The 23365-nt window shown below is 47.2% G+C and carries 20 protein-coding genes and 1 tRNA gene; 16 read left to right on the top strand and 5 right to left on the bottom strand.

Features of this window, described 5'->3' with window-relative positions; all coding sequences use genetic code 11:
- The first annotated feature begins 1 nt into the window (after window position 1).
- Complete coding sequence (locus tag V5J35_RS09405) at window positions 2-940, top strand: universal stress protein (protein WP_354011004.1); 939 nt, start codon at window positions 2-4, stop codon at window positions 938-940.
- A gap of 87 nt (window positions 941-1027) precedes the next feature.
- On the opposite strand, the gene V5J35_RS09400 is transcribed toward V5J35_RS09405, so the two are convergent.
- Window positions 1028-1477: a c-type cytochrome gene (locus V5J35_RS09400; RefSeq protein ID WP_354011003.1), complete on the bottom strand. Its 450-nt coding sequence runs from the start codon at window positions 1475-1477 to the stop codon at window positions 1028-1030.
- 336 nt (window positions 1478-1813) lie between these two features.
- Between V5J35_RS09400 and V5J35_RS09395 the strand changes: the two genes are divergently transcribed.
- The 10 genes from V5J35_RS09395 (at window position 1814) to V5J35_RS09350 (ending at window position 13204) form a co-directional block, all read left to right on the top strand.
- A tRNA-Arg gene (locus tag V5J35_RS09395) sits at window positions 1814-1890 on the top strand.
- A gap of 228 nt (window positions 1891-2118) precedes the next feature.
- Window positions 2119-4110 carry a type I restriction-modification system subunit M gene (locus V5J35_RS09390; protein ID WP_354011002.1) on the top strand — a complete coding sequence of 664 codons (1992 nt, stop codon included), beginning with the start codon at window positions 2119-2121 and terminating at the stop codon, window positions 4108-4110.
- Complete coding sequence (locus tag V5J35_RS09385) at window positions 4110-5441, top strand: restriction endonuclease subunit S (RefSeq protein ID WP_354016323.1); 1332 nt, start codon at window positions 4110-4112, stop codon at window positions 5439-5441. The genes V5J35_RS09390 and V5J35_RS09385 overlap by 1 nt, the downstream gene beginning before the upstream one ends.
- Complete coding sequence (locus V5J35_RS09380) at window positions 5438-5869, top strand: DUF6933 domain-containing protein (RefSeq protein WP_354011000.1); 432 nt, start codon at window positions 5438-5440, stop codon at window positions 5867-5869. The genes V5J35_RS09385 and V5J35_RS09380 overlap by 4 nt, the downstream gene beginning before the upstream one ends.
- 75 nt (window positions 5870-5944) lie before the next feature.
- Window positions 5945-6868: a DUF5655 domain-containing protein gene (locus tag V5J35_RS09375; RefSeq protein WP_354010999.1), complete on the top strand. Its 924-nt coding sequence runs from the start codon at window positions 5945-5947 to the stop codon at window positions 6866-6868.
- 347 nt (window positions 6869-7215) lie between these two features.
- Window positions 7216-8526 (top strand): ATP-binding protein, encoded by a 1311-nt coding sequence (locus tag V5J35_RS09370; RefSeq protein WP_354016322.1) that lies wholly within the window; start codon window positions 7216-7218, stop codon window positions 8524-8526.
- 89 nt (window positions 8527-8615) lie between these two features.
- Window positions 8616-9482 carry a type I restriction endonuclease gene (locus V5J35_RS09365; protein ID WP_354010997.1) on the top strand — a complete coding sequence of 289 codons (867 nt, stop codon included), beginning with the start codon at window positions 8616-8618 and terminating at the stop codon, window positions 9480-9482.
- Entirely contained in the window at window positions 9430-9696 is a 267-nt protein-coding gene (locus V5J35_RS09360; protein WP_354007673.1) for a hypothetical protein, read from the top strand. Before V5J35_RS09365 ends, V5J35_RS09360 begins: the two co-directional genes overlap by 53 nt.
- The gene (locus V5J35_RS09355) at window positions 9693-10736 is read left to right on the top strand and encodes a UPF0236 family transposase-like protein (protein ID WP_354007956.1); all 1044 of its coding nucleotides are present in this window, start codon (window positions 9693-9695) and stop codon (window positions 10734-10736) included. Before V5J35_RS09360 ends, V5J35_RS09355 begins: the two co-directional genes overlap by 4 nt.
- 35 nt (window positions 10737-10771) lie before the next feature.
- Entirely contained in the window at window positions 10772-13204 is a 2433-nt protein-coding gene (locus tag V5J35_RS09350; protein WP_354010996.1) for a type I restriction endonuclease subunit R, read from the top strand.
- Window positions 13205-13964: 760 nt separating this feature from the next.
- Here the strand turns inward: V5J35_RS09350 and V5J35_RS09345 are convergent.
- Window positions 13965-15230 (bottom strand): PTS sugar transporter subunit IIC, encoded by a 1266-nt coding sequence (locus tag V5J35_RS09345; RefSeq protein ID WP_354010995.1) that lies wholly within the window; start codon window positions 15228-15230, stop codon window positions 13965-13967.
- Window positions 15231-15514: 284 nt separating this feature from the next.
- Between V5J35_RS09345 and V5J35_RS09340 the strand changes: the two genes are divergently transcribed.
- The gene (locus V5J35_RS09340) at window positions 15515-16888 is read left to right on the top strand and encodes an OprD family outer membrane porin (RefSeq protein WP_354010994.1); all 1374 of its coding nucleotides are present in this window, start codon (window positions 15515-15517) and stop codon (window positions 16886-16888) included.
- Here V5J35_RS09340 and V5J35_RS09335 read toward each other — a convergent pair.
- Complete coding sequence (locus V5J35_RS09335) at window positions 16883-18469, bottom strand: sulfatase family protein (protein ID WP_354010993.1); 1587 nt, start codon at window positions 18467-18469, stop codon at window positions 16883-16885. The genes V5J35_RS09340 and V5J35_RS09335 overlap by 6 nt on opposite strands.
- A 189-nt stretch (window positions 18470-18658) precedes the next feature.
- Between V5J35_RS09335 and V5J35_RS09330 the strand changes: the two genes are divergently transcribed.
- From V5J35_RS09330 to V5J35_RS09315, 4 genes are all read left to right on the top strand, one after another.
- Window positions 18659-18856, top strand: a complete 198-nt coding sequence (locus tag V5J35_RS09330; RefSeq protein WP_354010992.1) for a hypothetical protein — start codon at window positions 18659-18661, stop codon at window positions 18854-18856.
- 24 nt (window positions 18857-18880) lie between these two features.
- The gene (locus V5J35_RS09325; protein ID WP_354010991.1) at window positions 18881-20221 is read left to right on the top strand and encodes a hypothetical protein; all 1341 of its coding nucleotides are present in this window, start codon (window positions 18881-18883) and stop codon (window positions 20219-20221) included.
- Between the two features lie 114 nt (window positions 20222-20335).
- A complete protein-coding gene (locus tag V5J35_RS09320) occupies window positions 20336-21253 on the top strand; it encodes a sugar phosphate isomerase/epimerase family protein (protein WP_354010990.1) in 918 nt (305 codons plus the stop codon).
- Window positions 21254-21341: 88 nt separating this feature from the next.
- On the top strand, window positions 21342-22088 hold the full coding sequence (locus tag V5J35_RS09315) for a sulfite exporter TauE/SafE family protein (RefSeq protein WP_354010989.1): 747 nt from the start codon (window positions 21342-21344) through the stop codon (window positions 22086-22088).
- Between the two features lie 3 nt (window positions 22089-22091).
- On the opposite strand, the gene V5J35_RS09310 is transcribed toward V5J35_RS09315, so the two are convergent.
- Complete coding sequence (locus V5J35_RS09310; RefSeq protein ID WP_354010988.1) at window positions 22092-22250, bottom strand: hypothetical protein; 159 nt, start codon at window positions 22248-22250, stop codon at window positions 22092-22094.
- A gap of 38 nt (window positions 22251-22288) precedes the next feature.
- On the bottom strand, window positions 22289-23359 hold the full coding sequence (locus tag V5J35_RS09305; protein WP_354010987.1) for an alanine racemase: 1071 nt from the start codon (window positions 23357-23359) through the stop codon (window positions 22289-22291).
- Window positions 23360-23365 lie beyond the last annotated feature (6 nt).

Genomic DNA, 23365 nt, shown 5'->3' with positions numbered 1-23365 from the left:
AATGCATGCGTTCAAAACCATCCTGCTGGCTGTGACCCGTTTACACTCCAGTGAACTCGAGTTAAGCCAGACCTTCAGACTGGTATCGGATAATAACGCCCGCCTGATTATTGCGGTGTTTGACCAGAGCCTGGATGTGTTACGACGACTGCAGTTTCTGCCACTGGAAGGAAAGTTTGAAGCTTTATGCCGAAAACAGCTGGAGGAGTATTCCGAAGAATTAAAAGGCAGGGCGTGGGAAGAAGGTGTGCAGGCAGAAACCTGTATTGTCCCGGGCAAACCCAGACAGGTTATCGGTGGGCTGATCAATGACTATGGTGTCGATCTGGTGGTCAAGCTGGCAGACCCTTGTGGTCCACTGGCAAGGAACCAGCTGACCGGGAATGATCTGGCGTTGTTAAGAAAGTGTCCGGTGCCTGTGCTGATGGTGGCCAGCCGGGGGCAGCTGCCTGATTTTACCGGAAAAATCATGGTCGCACTGGATGTGGGTGACCCGGACCCGGAAGCCGTAGAGCTGAACCGTACTTTATTACTCAATGGGCTTTACTTAAGCAGTCAGGAACATGCCCAGCTGCATATTGTCAGTGTCTGGGGGCTTCCTGTTGAGCATCATGCTTTGCAGCATCTTGGTGAGGAAGAGCTGTATGAGTTGCAGGAAGTAACGCACCTTCGTTACCAGAAAAAGCTGGATGATGCACTGAACGATGCGGATATTGATAAGGGTCGCCCTGATATCCATTGCTATTTACTGAAAGGGCAACCTGCCCAGGAAATTCAGAGACTGGCTAATGAAGTGAATGTTGATGTCATCGTCATGGGGACTCTGGGGCATCATAGTCAGGGCATTCTTATGGGGAACACCGCCGAAAATATCATTAACAATGTGTATTGCTCAATTCTTGCCATTAAGCCGGAGGGTTTTCTCAGCCCGCTTGGGTAATGGTTCCGGGGCGACCATTAAACAAGTGAGCTGGTTGACAGGCGTGCAGATGTAGCGAAACAAACAGAGTTGAGTGCTGGTGGCTGTTTACTCTTTTTTGACTCCCATATACTGCATGGCGTTGCCAAACTCTTCTTCAGAGCAATTCATACAGGTCCCCTTGGCAGGCATGCTACGAATACCGGCGTAAGCCTGCTCAAGCAGTTTGCTGTAACTGCCCAGATCACTGACCCGTTTTGTCCACTCAGCAGTATCGCCTTTTTTGGGAGCACCCAGTAACCCTGATGTATGGCAGGCCGTACAGAACTGGTTATACACGGCTTCACCAGTACGCGGCTCACTGGAAGCACTGGCTACAGCACCTAAGTTAGCTGCACAGTCCTCTCCCTGCTTACAGACAGTTCCTGCCGGAGCTATTCGTTCAGCAATTTCCTGACGGGAAACATCGTCCAGCGGCACCGGTTTAGCCAGTGCCATCATCGGGAAAAGCCCCCCCAATAAAATCGTCAACAATCGCATGTGTGTAACCCAAGCCACTCGCTTATCCTCATTATGACAACATCAGGAACACGATGATTTTTATTGTCTGAGACCTTGTCTTCCTGTCAGGAAAACGGATCTGTCTGAATGTGAACCTGTGAGCTGAATTGTTCTTAAGCATTGCGGATTATAGAACAGATGCGCTCCTCAAAACAGTGGTTTGTACGTGGATGAGGGTGGCGTATGCGTACGAGGTAAAAGAGGTACAAAATTACCTTGCCAAATACGTTAGTACCACTGAGTTGAAACTCAAAAAGTCATGGACAAAGAGCGGTCTGGTCAGTAGTATTGCAGCCGCTGCCCGTTGAATTCTCAGCCCATCGCAGCTTATACGCACCTGTAGCTCAGCTGGATAGAGTAGTGCCCTCCGAAGGCATTGGTCGGTGGTTCGAATCCACTCAGGTGCGCCATATTTCATGCGGGTTTCGCACTTTTTCCAAAATACTTCTTATCTCCGGGCCGCCACTGGGCCGCCTTCAGAAGCAGTTTTTCTTTCCAGAAACTTCAAATAGCAACTCTCTCTAAGGTAGTGAGGTGAGGAGCTGTGTATTTCAAATACCTGCTTCACCTTGAGCATTACCACCCCATACCACACAATACCCACCATTATTTTCTCCAGGCATTACCGGGAACCCAATATGACCAACAACTTCAGCAGCACGGCAGCGTTTATCTGGGCCGTGGCTGATTTGCTTCGTGGTGATTTCAAACAGTCGCAGTATGGGCGTGTAATTCTGCCATTTACCCTGTTGCGCCGACTGGAATGTGTGTTGGCTCCCAGCAAGCAGGCGGTGCTGAACAAGTACGAGCAGGTAAAAGGCTTGCCACTGGAAGCACAGGAAAAAGTGTTGCTTCATACCGCAGATTTGCCGTTTTACAACACTTCGAAGATGGATCTGGGCAAACTGGGTGAAACTCAGGTGCTGGATAACATTGATGCCTACGTTCAGGCATTTAGCAAAGATGCTCGTGAGATTTTTGAACACTTTGCTTTCGAAGACTTTCTGGACAAACTTCAGGATGCCGACCTGCTTTACAAGGTGTGTGACAAGTTCGCCAATATCGACCTGAGCCCGGCAGCGATTTCGAACTATGAAATGGGTCTGGTGTTTGAAGAACTGATCCGTCGTTTTGCGGAAAGTTCCAACGAAACGGCTGGTGAACATTTTACCCCCAGAGACATTGTACGACTAACGACTTCTTTAGTGTTTTGTGAAGACAATGAAGCTTTAACACAACCCGGTATTGTCCGTTCCATCTATGATCCGACTTCAGGCACCGGTGGCTTTTTGTCTTCCGGCATGGAGTACGTTCACGAGTTGAACAGTCAGGCGCACATGGCAGCGTTTGGTCAGGAACTGAACCCTGAATCTTATGCTATCTGTAAGGCGGATATGTTGATCAAAGGTCAGAAGATCGACAATATCAAACTGGGCAACACCTTATCAGACGACCAGCTGCGAACTGAAAAGTTTGATTACATGCTGTCTAACCCGCCCTTTGGTGTGGACTGGAAAAAGGTTCAGAAGCAGGTAAACGATGAGCATAAATTTAAAGGGTACGACGGTCGTTTTGGTCCCGGTCTGCCGCGTGTATCAGATGGTTCTCTGTTGTTTCTGCTTCACCTGATCAGTAAATTCAGGGACGTTAAAAAAGGCGGTTCCCGCATTGGTATTATTCTGAATGGCTCGCCACTGTTTACTGGTGGTGCGGGCAGCGGTGAAAGCGAGATTCGCCGTTATATTCTTGAAAGCGACCTGCTGGAAACCATTGTCGCCCTGCCAACCGATATGTTCTATAACACCGGCATTGCCACCTATGTCTGGGTGCTGTGCAACCATAAAGCCAAAGAACGCAAAGGCAAAGTTCAGCTGATTAATGCGACCAGCCTGTTTGCGCCAATGCGTAAATCTCTGGGCAGCAAGCGCCGGATGATGACTGAACAACAGATCGAGCAGGTGGTTGAGCTTCATGGTCACTTTGAAGAGTCCAACATTTGTAAGGTATTTGACACTAAAGAGTTCGGCTATCGTCGTATAACCGTTGAACGTCCATTAAAGCTGGCTTTTGAAGTCACTGAAGAACGACTGCAAAACTATGTCAGTGAGTATCTGGAAAAAGCCCAGAAGAAAGACCCGACCATTCAGATAGACTTAGCACCGCCAGCCGGGTTTGAGGTTTTACAGAGCCTGATTGGTTTGCCAAAGATCATGAGCCGCAAAGAGTTTTTTGCCCGCTTTACGGAAAAAATGACAGCGGCAGAAAAGAAACAAATCTGCAAACACTTTGCCGAACAGGATGAACAGGCAGTAGCCTGTTTCCATGAATCCGGCAAACTGAAAGGTCAGCCGGAAGCCAATCCGGACCTGCGGGATAATGAAAACGTTCCTCTGAGCGAAAGCATTGAAGACTACTTTGCCCGTGAAGTGTTGCCCCATGTTCCGGATGCCTGGATTGATACCGGCAAGACCGATGAGCAGGACGGACAACCGGGTATTGTCGGTTATGAAATTCCCTTTAACCGTCATTTCTACCAGTATCAGCCGCCCCGACCGCTGGAAGCCATTGATGCCGATCTGGACAAGGTGAGCGCGGAGATTATGGCGCTGCTTCAGGAGGTTCATTCCTGATGAGCAAGTATCAGAAATATCCGGAGTATAAGGACTCTGGTTTTGAGTGGTTAGGAGCAATACCCGCTCATTGGGGGGTAGAGTACAGTAAGTGGATGTTCGCTGAGCGAAATGACAAAGCCAGTCGTGAAGACGAAATGCTTACCGCTTCGCAAAAGTATGGAGTTATTCCACAAAAGCTTTTCATGAAGATGGAACAGCAAAAAGTTGTTCAAGTACTGAAAGGGCATGACATTCTTAAAAAAGTAGAATGTGGTGACTTTGTTATCAGTATGCGAAGCTTTCAGGGCGGGATTGAATATTGTGGATATAGCGGATCAATTAGTTCTGCCTATGTACCACTCCTTCCCAGGGATGGCATTAGCACGAAGTACTACAAGTATCTTTTTAAAAGTGCTTCATATATTCAGGCACTGCAATCCACTACTAATTTGGTCCGTGATGGTCAGGCATTAAGATACAGCAACTTTGTTCAGGTGCGGCTACCTTCACCTCCAAAAAAAGAGGGAGATAGAATTGGCTCCTTTCTTGACCACGAAACCGCCAAAATCGACCAGCTAATCCAAAAGCAGGAGCAACTGATTACCCTGCTGAAAGAAAAGCGTCAGGCGGTGATCTCCCATGCGGTCACCAAGGGGCTTACCCCTGATGCGCCGATGAAAGACTCTGGTGTGGAGTGGTTGGGTGAAGTGCCAGAGCATTGGATTGTCCGTCGTCTAAAGCATACAGCTACGCTTCAGTCTGGTATTCCCAAGGGTAAAGATCTAAAGGATAAAGAAACCATTAATGTTCCAATGCTGCGTGTAGCTAATGTTCAGGATGGCTATTTGAAACTTGACGATGTTCATCATATTCAGATTGAACCGCATGACCTGTCACGCTATGAGCTTCAGGACGGTGATGTTCTTATGAATGAAGGTGGCGATAATGACAAGCTTGGGCGAGGAGCTGTGTGGCGGTCAGAGATAAAGCCCTGTATTCATCAAAATCATGTGTTTGCGATCAGGCCAACAGGTATTGAGCCGGAATGGTTAGATTTACTGACACGGGCATCGTATGCGAAGTTCCATTTTTATCGGGTGGCCAAGCAAAGCACTAACCTGGCTTCTATTTCTTCAACCAACATCAAAGAGACACCGCTGATTATCCCGCCTGATGATGAAAGAAGAGCGATTATGGAGTATCTGAAAGGGAAGCTGGATAAGTTTGAACGCCTTGAGGAAAAGTCACTGCGTCAGATAGGGCTTCTCAAAGAACATCGCACCGCCCTCATCTCCTCCGCCGTCACCGGAAAAATTGACGTTCGCCACTGGAATAAGGAAGCCGCATGATTATCCACTGCTCCGCCAAACTCGCCGCAAAACTTCCGGCAAAACCACCCAAAAAAGCCGAAATGCCTGCCATCGGCAAACTGCAACACTGGCACGCGCATTTTTTAACGTACCAGCGTCGTCAGTGTGTGCTGTTCTGTGAAGATGAAACCCGTTTTATGCTGCTGGCAAAAGGTGTCAACAAAGGCTTGCTTCAGGAGCCAAAGGAACTGTTTGACCAGCTGTTTCTTGAAGCTCTGGAAGTGTGCTGTGATGTGGATTTCGAAAAGGCGGAGCAGGTCATTAATTTCTGTGGCGACTGGCAGATGGATACGCCTCATGGGGATATTCAGCAATGGCTCAATAACCGCCCGCTGACCGTTAAAGGTCGCAAAGGCTGCCTCTGGCCTGATAAGGAAATGAAGGCGCTGGTGGACGGATTGTTATAACCAACCTCAATTAACAGATCAGACAAAGCTCGGGGGCTGGTGGCCCTGGCTTTGGTTGGTAACACAGGATTGTGTATGAGTGATGCCAAACTATTCCGGTTCCAGAACGGTTCCGCTGTTGAGTTAAGTGGCCATAGTGCCAGGCTGGAAAAAGACCTTCAGGCTTTGATTGAAGGCGATATGGAAGTGTTTCTTGGCGTGCGTTTTCTGGCATCAGAATACAGCACCGGCAAAACCCATAAAGGACGCATTGATAGTCTTGGACTGGATGAAAATGGTTGTCCGGTCATCGTCGAATATAAACGCCATAGCAACGAGAATGTAATTAATCAGGGACTGTTCTATCTGGACTGGCTGCTGGATCATCAGGCCGAGTTTAAATGGCTGGTGATGGACAAGTTCGGCAAGGAAGCGGCTGAAAACATTGAATGGAGCGGCACTCGCCTGATCTGTGTTGCCAGTGACTTCAATAAATACGACGAACATGCGGTACAGCAGATCAACCGGAATATTGAGCTGATGCGTTACCGCTATTTTGATGAAGACTTGTTGCTGCTGGAACTGGTGAATGCCCAGACGGTTTCCAGTGAAACCACAGTTGCCAGCCCCCCAGCGGCTTCTACTTCCAGAAACCCGGATAAAACTCACAGTGAAAATCTCGCCAAAGCGGATCAACCGCTGGTTCAGTTATACAACACTGTGTGTGACTACATTGATGGGCTGGGGGATGAAGTCCAGCGCAAGGAGCTGAAACTGTATCTGGCCTTTAAACGCATCAAGAACTTTGTCTGTATCCAGGTTCACCCAGCCAAAAACAATCCACGGCTACAGCTTTATCTGAAACTGAACCCTGATAACTACTCAATGGAGAAAGGTTTTACCCGTGATGTGAGAGGGATTGGTCATTGGGGAACGGGTGACCTGGAAGTGAATATCAAGACGCTGGAAGATTTTGAGAAAGCGAAACAGCTCATTGAAGACAGCTACAAAGTTGGCTAGTTGAACCCCTGAAGCGTCAAGAAAGAGGACGCTGGTGGCTGACCCGATTACAGGCTTTATTCCTTTCTGATCTATATACAAAAAGCCGTTTTTCTATATATGCCCGGGTGATATGTATAGGAAATGTGGGTTTTCTATACAGGTTTCCGGACGTTGATGTATCCCATACTCAGCTTGCTTCAAGCTTTTCTGTCGGTAAGTGGGGCTTAAAAAGTAGGTTTTTAATAAAAAAGTCGTACCAAAAAAGTTGCATTTATTACTTAAAGTCGTACCTGAAAAGTTGGTTTGGTAGGGTTTCGATACTACAATAACCTCAGGAATACCGGTTTTGAAGGCTATCTCAACCTATGGAACGACTATTAATTCAGCGATTGCTGGACTGGAAACAAGCGGCTACCCGCAAGCCATTACTGCTGGACGGAGCGAGGCAGGTCGGCAAAACCTGGCTGGTAGAAACCAGTTTTGGGCAGCATTTCGGGAAGGTGATCAAACTGGATTTCCTTGCCAATCCGGGCCTGCGGGAGCTGTTTACGGAAAGCCTGAATCCGGCAGATGTTCTTGAGAATATTGAACTGGAACTTGGCGTAGATGTTGATCCTGAAAAAGACCTGCTGTTCTTCGACGAGATTGGAGAGTGTTCAGAGGCACTGAACAGCCTGAAGTTTTTTGCTGAACAGCGGCCTGATCTTTATCTGTGTGCTTCCGGGTCCAATATTGGCCTTCTGGATTCGTTCCCTGTCGGCAAGGTTGAGACTGCCGAACTGTTTCCAATGTGTTTTGAAGAGTTCGTAATGGCCTCTGGCAATAGCAAGATTCTTCAGGCTTTTCGTAAAGGCAGCCAGACTAAAATTGTCCACAATAAGCTTTGGGATTTGCTGCTTGATTACTACTTTGTCGGTGGTATGCCTGAAGCAGTTGCTACCTGGTTTAGCAGTCAGGATATCGGAGTCAATGAACGTTGCCAGCAAGTCAGCCAGGTTCATGGTGATTTGCTTTCAGGTTATATGCGGGACTTTGGTAAATACAGTGGTAAGACCAATGCCAGCCATATTGAAATGGTGTTTCGCAATGTTCCACTTCAGCTTGCAAACAATATTGACGCATCGGTAAAACGCTATCGCTTTAATGGTGTGATAGAGCGCAAGAGAACTTACATGGATTTATCCGGTCCTATTGAATGGCTGGAGAAAACCAAACTGATTTCCCGTTGTTATCCGATTGCCTGTGAACCTAAAACACCATTGTCAGCCTACCGGAAAGAAAACTTCTTTAAGCTGTTTCTGTTTGATATAGGGCTTCTGGGTCATTTACTCGATATCAGCTACAAGGAACACCGGCAACAGAGTTTTGAGTATAAGGGCTATCTGGCAGAGAACTTTGTTCAGAATGAGTTACGGGCTAATGGGATTTATCCAACCTATTCCTGGGAGTATCAGAAGGCGGAAATTGAGTTTCTGTTTAAGACAGGGGAAGGGGAGATTGTTCCCGTCGAAGTGAAATCGGGTCGCCGGACTCAAGCCAAGAGTTTGCGTTCCTATATTGAACGCTATTCACCAGAGCGTACCATCAAGCTGATTGGTTCGGTGGGTGGAAATGAGCAGGAAGCGCAGAATATGACCTGGCCGTTATATTACGCGTCCCGATTGAAAACGTTATAAAAATAGCGGAAGCACCATATCCAAGCACCACCACACATGATAAAACACAACATGTGTCATGTATTTAGTGAAGCGTTCAGGAGCTTGTGGTGGATAAGGCAAGGGAACTGGTTTTCCAGAATTATATTATTGGTCAGCTAACAGACAGTGGCTGGCTGGTGGGCGAGTCGGCTCAGTATGATCGTGAGCTGGCTCTCTACCCGGAAGACCTGTTGGGATATGTCAAAGAGACACAGCCGGAACAGTGGGAACGATTCACTAAACATTACCCGAATAACCCTGACAAAGCCTTTTTGAAATCGATAGGCAGAGAGCTTGGTAAAAAGGGTACGCTCTGGCTTTTACGCAATGAACTGAAAGACCGGGGCGCAAAACTGAAGGTGTGTACCTTCAGGCCTGACCACCACCTTAACCCCGATACGCTTGAGCGTTATGGCAAAAACCGGCTGCGAGTCGTTCCTGAACTGATCTATTCACCCAATGGTTATGATGGACGTATAGATCTGACGCTATTCGTTAATGGTTTGCCTGTTGCTACCTGTGAATTGAAGTCTGCGTTCAAACAGTCACTGGATAACGCCAGACTTCAGTACATGAAGGATCGGCAGCCCAAAGACCCGAAAACCAAAAAGGCTGAACCGCTTCTAACCTTTAAACGGGGTGCGCTGGTTCATTTTGCGGTCAGTCAGTTTGAGGTTGCGATGACGACAAAACTGGCAGGGATGGATACCTTCTTTCTGCCGTTTAACCGGGGAACTCGTGAGGGTGGTGCTGGCAATGATGTGATTGTGAATCCGGGGGCAGAAGGTTACGCAACGGGTGCAATTAAAAGTGTTCCCCGGTCAGCAATTTCCCAGAACTTGGCCATAATGCTAAGAGTTCATTTTTCACCCGATGCGTTCCATGTCTACTTCCAAAACCCTTGCGGAAAAACTTGCTGCCCATCCAGAGCTTGAAAAAAGAGTATCTGAATTGATCAGTCTGGTAGAAGCCAAGTCCGGTCATCTTGACCGGGCTGATGAAGCAGAGGAAGCTGTCATTGAAAACCTTAAAGAACTGGGGAATGAGCTTCTGACGGACTGGGGAGCCCATAAAGAGAAGCAAAAGTTTGAAGAGGCCCACGATCTTCACTCTGAATCAAATACTAAAAAAAAGACCTCCACTGGATGACCACTTACGGCAAAGTTCGTCTCTGTGAGCGATGCTTGACCGTTGCAGGGCATCGTATACGCCCTTTTTCCGAGAATGCCCATATCCACTGTCGTGACTACTCTTTACCGTTACAACGGCGATTGGTGGATTTTGCATCAGACAGTTCTTTTGCAACAGCTTCACAGAAAATGGAAGAGCATTATGGCGTTATCGTACCTGAGTCATCAGTACGAGCCATTACCCTGGGTCACGCCCGCTGCATGAGTGAGCAATCTAAAGCTTCCCTGAAAAATTGTCAGGAATGTGTAGGAGAAGGCAAGCAGCTGATTGGTGAAATGGACGGCAGCATGATTCCAGTGGTTCTTTTTGATGAAGAAGCTGAAGGCGACAAGCGCAAGGCCAGAAAAGTTGACTGGCAAGAGGCCAAGCTTTGCTTGGTTTATGAACAAGGAAGTTGCGATAAGCGACATCGTGTAGTTATGGGAGAGCCCGGTGAAGCAGGCGATCAGTGGTTGAGTTGCGCTATTGAGCAAGGTTTGAATCGGCAGTCATCTATTCATTGTGTAAGTGATGGGGCTAAGTGGATTGCCAGCCAGGCAGACCGCGTATTCGCATCTCAGGGAAGTTTTCTGGTGGATTACTATCACCTTTGTGAGTACATCGCAGATGCTGCTAAAGAGTGCATTGGAAAAGATGAAAAAGCCCGTAAAAAATGGACTGATGAACAAAAAACAAGAATGAAAGCAGGTGAGTCAGAGAGAGTTCTGGCAGAGCTTGAGCCTTATCGTAACGGTAAGGTTGGAAAGGAAGCCAACAAATCGGAAGAGTGTCATCGCTATATCAGGAATCGTCCCGGACAATTTGATTATCAGGCGGCAGAAGCTGCCAATTTGCCTATCGGTTCAGGTGAAATAGAGAGCTCCAATCGTTCTGTTGTTCAAACCCGGTTGAAACTTCCCGGAGCATGGTGGAAACCAGAGCATGCTCACGATATGTTGAACCTTAGAACTTTAAGGGCTAATGGTGACTGGAATAAGTACTGGAAAGCCACTGGATAGAACACTTTTAATTGCACCCTTACGCAACTGCTTATTTGTGGGAAGAAATCTTACAGCCAGATAATTTTCTGCTGATTCTGGGGCGTTATCTTCATCTTGAAGTAAAAGATAAAGAACTGGCTGACGGTCGTATTGTTAAGAAAGAAACCATGATTTTTCCCCGTTATCACCAGTGGAGTGCGGTGAGCACTCTGCTTAATGGTGTACGGAAAGAAGGAACCGGAGCCAGGTATCTGATTCAGCACAGTGCTGGTTCCGGTAAGTCGAACTCTATTGCCTGGCTGTGTCATCAGCTGGCTTCCCTTCATTATCCGGAAGGGGAGCAGGCGGGTAATAAGGTGTTTGATTCGGTGATTGTTATTACGGACCGAACCGTTCTTGATTCACAGCTTCAGGACACCATTTACCAGTTTGAGCACAACCGGGGGATGATTGCCCGGATAAACCGGGAAGAAGCACAGGGCAGCAAATCGTCACAGCTGGCTCAGGAACTGCTGAATGCGACCTCAATCATCATCGTGACTATTCAGACCTTTCCACATGTATTGAAAGCCATTCAGGAGAATGAAGGTCTGGCTAAACGTTCATTTGCCATCATTGCGGATGAGGCGCATAGCTCCCAGACAGGCAGTACTGCCCGGCAGATGAGAGAAGTGTTGATGGCAGAACATTTGTCGGACAGCGATGAAATCACCGGCGAAGATATTCTGGATGCAACACTGGCTTCTCGTCGTGGCAGTGACAAAATCAGCTACTTTGCGTTCACTGCTACACCAAAAGCCAAGACGCTGGAGTTGTTTGGTCGTAAGCCCAATGCAAAAGAAGACAGTAAGCCAGAGCCTTATCATGTCTACACCATGCGTCAGGCAATAGAAGAAGGCTACATTCTCGATGTCCTCAAGAATTACACCAGCTACAGTGTTGCTTATAAGCTGGCTCACACTGATGAAAATCAGGACAGTGAAGTCGATTCCAAACGAGCTAAATCAGAGCTGGTAAAGTGGGCAAGGCTTCACCCGCATAATATCGCTCAGAAAGTGGAAGTGATCATTGAGCATTTCCGTACTCGTGTTAAACACCTTCTTAATGGTGAAGCCAAAGCGATGGTAGTGACTTCAAGCCGTAAAGAAGCCGTTCGCTACAAGCTGGCCTTTGATAAGTATGTTCAGGAAAAAGGCTATGGTCGTTTACAAGCGATGGTGGCGTTTTCTGGAGAGGTGGATGATAAAGAATCTGGCCCGGAACCGTTCACTGAGCGAAACCTGAACCCGAATCTAAACGGGCGCGATATGCGCAAGGCTTTTGATACCGATGAGTATCAGGTCATGCTGGTGGCTAATAAATTCCAGACCGGATTTGATCAGCCCAAGCTGGTGGCTATGTATGTGGATAAGAAACTGACAGGTGTTGATTGTATTCAGACGCTTTCCCGGCTGAACCGTACCTGTCCGGGCAAAGACACCACCTTTGTTCTGGACTTTGTGAATGACCCACAGGACGTTCTGGAGGAGTTTAAAACCTACTACCAGGTAGCAGAGCTGGCGGGAGAGTCCGAACCTAATCTGGTTTATGATCTTCAACATAAGCTGGGTGAGCAGGGGATTTATCAATGGCATGAGGTGACTCAGTTTGCCGATGCCTACTTTGATCCGAAACGTGGACAAGACGCTTTATCGAATTATATCAAGCCGCCTGCGGATCGTTTTGCCAAACGTTACCGGGAGGCACTTGATGTCCTTAAAGACGCTCAGGAACGCTTGAGAGAAGCGATTAGTGAAGGTGAAGAGGGGTATCGTCAGAAGTGTGAGCGAGGCGTCCAGGCTGCAAAAGAAGCCAAGGATAGCCTTGATACCTTTAAAAAAGATCTTGGCTCCTATATTCGTTTTTATGAGTTTATCTCACAGATTGTTCCTTTCGATGACCATGAGCTGGAGCAGCTGAATGTATTTGGCAAGCATTTGTTACCGTTGCTGAAGCAGGAGCGACTGGATGAGGATATAGATCTGGAGCTGGTGGAAATGACTCACTATAAGCTCAAGGAAAAGCGCACGCAGCACCTCAAGTTACAAGGTGATGGAGGCAATCTGCTAAACCCAGTCACTTCTATTGGCAGTCATGCCCCGAAAGATAAAAAGAGTGAACTGCTGAGTGATATTCTGGAGCAGATGAATGACCTGTTTGCCGGAGAAGATTTGAGCGATGGTGATCGTGTGATATGGCTTAACAAGGTAGTGGCAAAAGTCTCTGAAAATGACCGGGCTGTTGATCAGGTGGCCCACAACTCTCAAGAGCAGGCGATGCTCGGCGACTTCCCTGATGCGGTTCAAAGCGCAGTCATTGAGAGCATGGATGTTCAGAACCGGATGGATATGGACTTTCTTTCGAATCCGGATGTTTCGCGTCAGGTAGTGAGCCTTGTCTATCAGATGATGAAAGCTATGGGGCAAGGGCAGATAGGAAAGTTATGAAGATTGCGTCGTCATGGATGGGGTAGGCCATAGCTAATCAGAGGGCTGAATTATGAGTAGCGACAGGAATTATAATCAAACGGCAATTACGAGCGTGGATAATAAAAAAGCCCTTTCACCGGAGGACCTTTGTGTTCATATAAGAAGACCTGAGCGTAAGCCCCTCACAACGTGGCAGCATTTTTTAGCTTATCTTCAAGAGCTGAAATTGTTAGCGAAAATACTGTGTACACTGCCCTTTCTTGTCGTGCTATTCGGCTTTTTCAAGCTACTGGACTGGCTGAAAAATACTCAAAAATAGAGCCTTTTTACATGTTGGCCTGAAAACATGATGATAAATGACGAGTTTTTCAAAAATTTAACCCGGAAAAGGAAGCGATTTTAAATCGCTTCCAAAATGGCTACTGCGTCTTGCTTCAACTTATCATTGGTATGTAAATATCGGGAGACAAGTACCATTGGCTTCAAATGATCAGTGAAGGGATCGTTTAACGGGGCTGGTGGCTCTTGCTTCTTCCTGTCGTTCCTCCAGGGTATTAAGAAGGGCTTTTTCTTCTTCCGGAGACAGGTAGCGAATTTTTTTTGTTTTTGTCCAACCATGTAGGGAAGTTTTTCTCTATCCGGCTTTTGGAGTATTCATAGTTCTTGCCAGGGGTGACTTCTTTGAAGCCTTGTTCGAGAAAGCCCCTTAGAGGCTGTTTTAAAACTAAACAAGCCTCTTAGGTGCTTAATATCCATAATCAGTTTTGAGGTGGATGAATCATAAGCCCTGTTTTTCAAAGACCCTGAAAAAGGGATAGTAAAGTACCAGGTCGAGAATAATCAGAAACACAGTCAAAATGCTGGAACTGATCATCCACCCCGCTCCCCAGGCTGAACCAATAACGGCAGGCGTCGTCCACGGTGTGACGGCTATGGCTTTGGCAACAAGCCCTGTGCTGGTGGCTATGTAAGCAACCGTAGCATTGATTATGGGGATGAACACAAACGGCAGGAAAAAGGTGGCATTCATCACAATGGGCGTACCGAATATCACCGGTTCGTTGATCTGGAAAATGCCAGGCAACAGGCTCATGCGGCCTACGCTGCGCAGGTGCGCTGTACGACTGAAACTCATCAGGATCGCCAGGGACAGAGTGGCACCAGAGCCACCAATGGCAATGTAGAAATCCAGAAATGGCTGTGTAAACAGGTTGGGTATTGGTTGACCAGCCGCATAAGCACTGGCATTGACGGCAATATTGGTAAGAAAAACAGGGGACAGAATACCGACAACAATGTTTGAACCATGAATGCCGGTAAACCAGAGCAGTTGACTGAGCATAACCGCGCCAATAATGGCAGGCAGACTGTTGGATGCCAGCACCAGTGGTTCGAACAGAGCCATGACCGCTCTGGGAACAGGCATGCCAAAGCTGCCTTGTATCAACAGGCTGAGAGGGTAGGCGGTCACAAAAATGAACAGGACGGGGATGAGCAGGGAAAATGATGCTTCAATGGCCGGGGGAACCTGTTCAGGCATACGAAGGGTGATATTGTGTCGGGAGAGAAAACGGGTCAGTTCTACCGAAAAGTACGCTGATATCAGGGCTGTGAATATACCGGTGCCTCCCATATACAGCATTGGCAATGTACCATCCTTGTCTGGTGCAGCAATAAGAAGGAATGTCATAAGCGACAGGGCTGCTGCACCAATGGCATCCATTTTGTAGGAGCGGGCCAGGCTGTAAGCGACCCCCATGGAAACAAACAGTGACATAATTCCCATGCTCATGCTCCATGGCATGATAATCACAGACCGGTGTTTCGCGACAAAATCCAGCCAGGTGCGACCCATAACATTTGTGGTATCTTCGGCAAAGGGCGGGTTGGACAGTATAAGAATAAAGCTGCCAATAATGACAAATGGCATAGACACAAGAAATCCGTCACGCAGCGCAGTTACATGTCGCTGGCAGCCTACTTTGCCAGCAAACGGTCCCAGCTTCTGTTCTACAAACTGAATAAGCTGATCATAGAGTTTCATGTTACCTCACTCACCTGATCGTGGTGCTGCTTCTGTTGCGAGGGCTATTTTTTCTCGTGTTTAAAGTGAACCTGTGAGTTTGAAAGGCAAGTGTCGTATTGCTGAAGAGCTTTATCAAAAGCTATAGGTAATACCTCAATATCTGCTTCTATACTTTGTTCGACTGTATTAAACCCTGACGGTTTATCTTCCTGTTCCGGCGGGTATAGCCCCCGAACGTTTGTTGGTAGTCGTACATTATAGACGCTGCTGTGACCTGAACCTGAAATTGATCGGGAGAGCAAATGCAGAATAAAGTAATGCTGACCATTGTTGTTCCGGTCATTCTGACAGGTACTGGCTTGCCTGCTTCCGATAACATTAAGACTTCTCATTCCGGTCTTCCTGTAGAGGGAGGGCATCACTTTTTAAAAGATGCCAAAATATCGGGAAATATTTATAACATGACCCGGATTCGTGATCGTCGTGATGACGTGTCGGACCGTTTTAAAGAAAATCTTTATCATTCCACTACTCTGGTAAACCTGGATTTTATTTCTGGTCTGCTAGGTAATTTGTTCGGGCTGGATGCCGGTGTCTTTGGTACCTGGGATCTCTGGAATTCAGGCACTTCACAGCTCGGGGAAATGTCGCTGATTGATGATAAGGGCAGGATAAAAAATGGTATGACTTTTTATAAAGCGGCGGCGAGACTGGAATATAATCGATTTAAAGCGCATGCCGGTTATATTCAGCCGTCTGCGCCTGGTGTTTTAGGTGTTAACTGGAGCTTTGTTCCCGGTACATACCGTGGTGGAGAGGGAATTTATCGCTTTGGTGGGCTGACCATCGCCTATATGTGGGCCGATCGATATAAAAAACCATGGATTTACGACATGAAAGAGATGCGGCGAAAAGATGGCACAAAAATGCATAACGTATACAGCATCGGCAGCAGCTACGATTTTAACTCTGGAATCAGTGTGCTGGCTGGATTTGGCCAGGCAGATGACTTTATTGATCTTTATAAATTGAAACTGACTTATGCCGGTGATCATTATACGGTCAGTTACCACTTCTATGGCATGAATGATAAGGATAATAGTGGCATTGTCTGGAATGCAGAGAATACGAGTAATACCACTAATGATATTTTTGATGGGCTGGCGTATCAGCACGCCTTGATGTCAGGCTTCCATTTTGGACGTTGGATGTTCAGGGCTGAGGCAACCTATACACAGGTACGGGGCTCTGAATCCAACTTTTCATTTCGTCCCACCGGGTATAATGGCGGGTTCGGTGGTTCTAACGGTGCTTATGAAGTGTGGTGGGACAGTCGCTCTGACTTTAATCACAATGGTGAAAAAGCCCTGTTTTTTGGGGCGTGGTATGACTTTGGGCAGGGATGGTGTGCAGGAGTCTCCTATGCCCACGGCTGGGATGGCAAACCCAATACGTTAAACCCCGGAATCACCTCAACCAGAAAGCTGGAAGAGCAGGCGTACAATGTTGATGTTGGCTATACCTTTCAGTCCGGCCATCTGAAAGGTGGGTCTGTCAAGGCGCACGCCACGCTTTTTAAAAACAAGACGAATTTACCCAGCTGGTCAAGAGAGTTCCCTAATGCTTTCAAAGACGAAAAAGATGTGAAGCTGATTTTCACTGTGCCATGGTTATGAATTGAAACAGTGAGGATAAAGCTCTTCCAGCGTGGGTGCAGGCTTGTATTCCAGAGGCTGGTCTATCCAGTCAGTCCGGGGTGGAACGTCATAAAAGGCTTCCAGTCTTTTGATTTCAGTTTTTAAGCGTTGTATTTCATTGGCATAAGCCGGATCGTTAATGGCATTGGTCATTTCAGCAGGGTCTTTATCCAGGTCATAAAATTCCCATTCATCCATCAGGTAGTAGAAGTGCATCAGCTTGTAACGATTGTCACGCACGCCATAGTGACGACTTACGTCGTGCATGGCCGGGTATTCATAGAAGTGATAATAAAGGGATGAGCGCCAGTCGCAGTCGGTTCTGGCAATAATGTCTACCATGGAGTCCCCCTGCATCTCCGCTGGTATCTCAACACCTGCGTATTCTAGAAAGGTCGGTGCATAGTCAATGTTCTGTACCAGTTGACTGACTACTGTTCCGGCTTTGATTTTAGCTGGATATTGCATCAGCAAAGGCGCCCGGAAAGACTCTTCGTACATAAAGCGTTTATCAAACCAGCCATGCTCACCCATATAAAAACCCTGGTCCGAGGTGTAAACGACAATGGTATTTTCAGCCAGGTCATTGGCTTCAAGATAATCCAGTACCTCACCAACTGACTCATCCACCGACTTGATGGTTGCGAGATAGTCCTGAAGGTAACGCTGATACTTCCAGATCGCCATTTCTTCTTCTGACCAGTTCGCCTCATTGGCGTTCATCGCGTCATTACGTTCCTGATAGGCAGCATCCCACTCAGCGCGCTGCTCCGGTGTCAGGCGTTGCAGCAGGTGCGGCCATATATCTTCACGCCATTGGGTTTCTCCAACACCTGTCGTCATTTTCAGGTCATGCCCTTCCTGGGCGTCACGATAGATGTTCATGGTCTGCATCTGCGCGGCCACCCGCCCCTCGTAGGTATCGAAGTAGTTGTCTGGTACCGGAAACTCTACCTGCTCAAAGGCGCGGGTGTGGCGAGGAGCAGGCATCCAGTTACGATGTGGTGCTTTATGATGCATGACCAGGGCAAAAGGTTTGGACTTGTCCCGTTGCTGATCCAGCCATTTCAGGGTCTTGCTGGTTATCTGGTCGGTCGTGTACCCCATCTCTTTCTGAATACCTTCGGCGGTGATCCAGTCCGGATTGTAGTATTCACCCTGATCGTTAAGGACTTCCCAGTGGTCGAAATCAAAGCCATCAGGCGTCAGGTTAATATGCCACTTACCAATAACTGCTGTCGTGTACCCCGCTGCTTTTAAAAGCCTTGGCCAGACAGCCTGCGATCCATCAAACAGCTGACCATTATGGTTAAAGCCGTTCTTGTGTCCGAACTTGCCGGTAAACATGGCAGCCCGGGAAGGACCACACAGCGAATTGGTGACAAAGGACTCATCAAAACGCACACCGTTTCGGGCAATGCGGTCAATATTGGGTGTTGGGGCCAGATGGGCAATATCACTGCCGTAAGCACTAACGGCTCTGACAGCATGATCATCCGACATAATGTAGATGATATTGGGTCTTGGAGTGTCAGGTTTTAGAGTCAGGGTGGAAGACATAGGTCAGTCAGCAAAGGTGTTGGCAGGCTCATAGCTGCTTAGATTTCGAAACGTTTCGAGTTTCGGTTTTTCAGCGCTCAATTGAATTGACTCAGGTCAACATGATAGCAATTTGGTGAGTTTGAGCAGTACAAAAAAGCAGCTTAGCGGTTTCAATGTCTGTTATTAACTACAGGCAGGAACCTGATCGTGATAAGTTCAAATAAAAAGCACGATCAATACTTTCCGACCGATGTCAGCATGCAGAAAGACGAGCTGGTTATGCGGGGTACGTCGGCTATCTCTGGAAAAGCCTGCACAATAGCTATGATAGAGCCTGATATTTGGACACAGGTTCAGATGAAATCTGAACTAAATCAGAAACTGAAGGTCATAGACAGCAATTGAATGATTAAATAGTAAGTTGGAAACATGGATGTTGGACAGCTGTCTTCACCGGAAATGGTGCATAGTAACCTTGGATTTCCCATTGATTGCGACAAACTCAAGAAGGTAAGTCATTTTGCTGGCTTCTCCGTACGGGAGGTGGTCGATAAGCTTAATGACCTGCCCCCTTCTGCTGATTTTAAATCGGCTGCTGGCTTTGATAATACCTTCTGGTTTACTAATGAATACCATGGAGGTTACATCTCTGAATCTGCTACTTCATTGAAAGATACATTTAAGGAAATTAAGGAGTTTTCTCCTGTTTCTCAAAGACGTATTTCAATTGTTACCGGGGAGTCAGGTCTGTTATCCTGTTTGCCCGAATTAGCCAGACTATCAAATCTGGTTATTCTTATTGATCAAAATCCAATATTATTGTTCTTCTTGTTTTCTTTATTTAATAAGCTTTCTGAAATTGAAGACTGTAGGGACGAGGAATACGCTGACTTAATTAAATCTGCATTCCTTTTGACGAAAGATAAGGTTGAAGGCATTAGCTTTTCAGAAGAGAATGCTTTGCTTTTAGCCATGAAATACAAAGAGGCTTTTAATGAGTGGCATTGCTTTTCATCCCGGGAACGACTTGAAGAAACAAAAAAAGCATTAGAGAAAATGCATATTCACCCTTTGTGTACCAATTATTATGATGAAGAGTCAATGAAAAGGCTGGCTAAAATTATTTCAGATGAAGAACTCGATATTGTATTTTTTAATATGAGCAATGTACTTGAGTATTACCATCGGTTCTTTGAGTGGAAACGCTATCCATGCCCGATCAAAGGTGTCGACAACACCCTTTATTTAAACGAACTACCGTTCACAGAAGAGACGTTATGTGCCTATAGCACATTAATATATTGCGATGAAAGACGGGCGATGACATGCACTGGTGATGTTTTCTTTGAGAAAGCCTATCAACTGCATAAGCTCAATATTTATTATGATGTTTGTGGTGAGACGCTGGGTGAAGAAAAAACGGATAAAGATCTGATTCTTGATGCATGCATGAAGCTGGCTCAAATGGACCCTGGTACCGATACAGGAAAGCTTGTGTTGCATAAGTTACGTAATCTACTGGCCCACTCCAGCGAGGAGGCTCTGTCTCAGCTATCTGAAAATTACCATAGAATCCAAAAAACGCTTGATAAGAATAAGCCTTATCAATCATCTTCAGAGAATGAACAAAAAAAATACACTTTTCTCTCTGTTATTCAGCTGGCTTGTGGCGAGGCTGGTTTAAAAATAAACAGGTATAACCCTTCCAGTAGAGGAAGGCGTAAAAAAAAGGCAGGAGAAGACAGTTTAGCGGCTTCAGGCAGAAAATGAGTGCTTGCCTGTGCATAAATGAAAATAAATGATAGAAAAGTGTCCGGCATCAATGTCTGTTATTAACGCCTTCTGATATATATCAGGTTAAGAACTACAGGCAGGAACCTGATCATGATAAGTCCAAACAAAAAACACGATCGTTACCGCTTTGCCGCTGCCCCCTGCTCCTGGGGAGTGGGTAATCCGCAATGTCCGGATAGCCCCGTATGGCGAGACCTGTTGCAGGAAGCTTCAGAGGCGGGTTACTCAAGCATTGAGCTTGGGCCTTATGGTTATTTTCCGACCGATGGCCGCATGCTCAAAGACGAACTGGGTAGACGGGGCATGTCAGTTATCTCTGGCAGAGTCTATGAAGCTCTGTGGGATCGTACCCGGCTGGAAGAAACCCTGTCCAGAACCCGCAAGGTCTGTCAGTTGCTTCATGCTGTGGGTGCGAAACAGCTGGTGATTGTTGATGCGGTCAATGATATCCGCGAGCGTTTTGCCGGTATCAGTGAGCAGGCACCAAGACTGGATAAACCCAGGTGGCGCACTATGATGTCGACCATTCGCTGTATTGCCGATATCGCTATGTACGACTATGGTATCAGAGCCGTTGTACACCCTCATGCAGGCAGCTATCTGGAATTTGATGATGAAATTTCCCGGATGCTGGAGGATGTACCTTACGAAAAAGCAGGCCTGTGCCTGGATACAGGACACTTTGTGTATGCTGGCCTTGAACCTGCCCAGTGGATGAAAGAGTGTACGTTCCGGCTTGAGCATGTTCATTTTAAGGATGTGTGTAACCAGCGCCTTGAATATTGCCTGAACAGTCAGATGGTCGGATTTAAGGATGCCTGTGATTTTGGTGTTCTGCGCTCTGTTGGTGAAGGTGATATAGACTATTGTGCAATTAAAAGCGCTTTAGACCGGGTTGAGTACGATGGCTGGATAACGCTGCAACAGCTTCGTGATCCCAACTCTGAAGTCACCCCGTTTGAAGACGCTCGCCGAAGTCTGAACCATCTGCGTGAATTAGGTTTCTGAGCCGTCTGCGATACACTTGTATAAAAGGTATTGCTAGTATGAGCCGTGTATGTTTTACACGGCTTTTTTGTTGGAGTGAGTAACGAGTATGGATTTTGGTGTGCCACTGTTGCCGTTTTTATTAACTGCTGTACCTGCGGTTCTTATCGCCGCTGTGGGAAAGGGCGGCCTGGGTAACGCAATGGGGGTGATGGCTGTTCCTCTTATGTCGCTGGTTATTCCACCGGTTCAGGCGGCTGCCATTCTTCTGCCGTTACTGCTCATCATGGATCTGTTTGCCATCTGGGGGTGGAGACGATTTATTGACTGGAATATTCTGAAGATTATTCTGTTGCCGGGTTTAGTGGGAGTAGGGCTTGGGTTGCTGATTTTTTATCAGTTGCCTGAGAGTGCCATTCGCTTTCTGATCGGCAGCATTGCTATCTTGTTTTGCCTTCATCAGTTTTTCTCAAAAGGTGTTGCGCCCGGCAAACCCAGTCGCCTGAAAGGCATTTTCTGGGCAACAGTCAGTGGGTTCACCAGTTTTGGTGTCCATGCCGGGGGGGCTCCGCTCAGTGTGTACATGCTGCCCCTCAAATTAGATAAAAAGATACTGAGTGGTACGATGGCGATATTTTTCGGGGTGGTGAATCTCTCCAAGATTCCAGCTTATGGGGGTTTGGGCGAGCTGAGTGTCGATAACCTTATACTGTCGGCTATTCTTTTACCCCTTTGCCCGCTGGGTGTTTTTGCCGGCATGAAGCTGGTTCATCGTATCCGTGAAGACATATTTTACAGGGTGCTTTACACCGGATTACTGATAACCGGTGTAAAGCTCATTATGGATGCACTGTAGGCTTTAGTAAGTCAGGTCAAAAGTTTCCCAGGTATCCTGCAGCTGGTGGTTGCGAATCACCAGTAACTTGCCAAACTGCAACATAACCCGCTCGCTCTGATGGGGACGTAAAAACACCAGTTCGTCTTCATACAGCTGTGTGCTGTCAGAGCTGGTCAGCATTTCCTGATTCGTACTGCGCCCATACAGGGTACTGCTGGTTAATCCCCGGGGGGAGAGGGGCTGGCTTTCCACCATCCGCCATTAATAAAGAAGGTTTGCCGGAAGTTGTCGTTAAACCAGGACAGCAAGTGTGTCAGGCGCTCAAGATAGGGAATGGTCAACCCTTCCTGCTTTTTCAGAACCGGTGTCGAAATAAACAACGCAGGCTGATGATGTTGCAGAGTGGGCAGGTCAAAGCTCATGGGTTGAACAAAGGCAGAACCAATGCTGATGTCGTTTATGGCACCACGGCTTTCCAGAGGATACAGCTGGTAGGTTTTGCTGCCTGCGCAATTAAAGCATAAGTCCGGGCGAAACAGGTCGGGGTAGTCAGTCCGCAGTATCGTTACATAGTCGTCGTATGTTTCCTGAGCCCGGATTCGTGCATTGATTCGCATTGAGGCAAATGGTGCCTTGGCAATATGCGATTCATAGCCCATAAAACCGGACAGTTTCAGAAAATCCCGGTTGGCACGAATAAGGGTAAGCATGGCTGCCAGTTGTTCGGGGCTGGCAACACCGCCTCGATGAAGACCAATATTCAGCTCAATACTGACCCGTAGCTGCAAACGATTCTGCCTGGCAAATAACAGGTACTGTTCCAGACGACTCTGTTTATCAATCAGCCATTGTATCTGGCCGATACGCTCACGATGTGCAGGATCAAGCTGGTCATAGAAGCTTTCAAGCAAGTGAATCGGGAAGGGCTTACCCAGCAGAAAGTCACAGCCCGGAAACTGTTTCAGCATCTGGTTCAGGAAAGGCTGGTGAAACACCATCAGGCGGTTACTGCCGAGCTGTTCAAGAATGTAGCGTAACAGCTGGGGACAGGGCAGGGATTTGGCGACGACACGAATGTTGGTGGTGTCTCCCAGATGTTCCCTGACCTGGAGAAGGTTGTGATTGACCCGCTCAAGGTCGACCATGATATGAGGCAGACCACTCACGGAGGCGGGCAGTTTGCTGGACAGGGTAGAAAAATACTCGTCGTGGGGCTGACCCTTGTCTTCTGGCCTGAATAACAGCAACAGAGACACAATAAGAAGAAAGAAAACAACCGCCCAGAACATGACTAC

Source organism: Endozoicomonas sp. NE40, from assembly GCF_040549045.1.
GTDB lineage: Bacteria > Pseudomonadota > Gammaproteobacteria > Pseudomonadales > Endozoicomonadaceae > Endozoicomonas_A > Endozoicomonas_A lisbonensis.
This window is presented reverse-complemented; position numbering and strand designations above follow the sequence as displayed.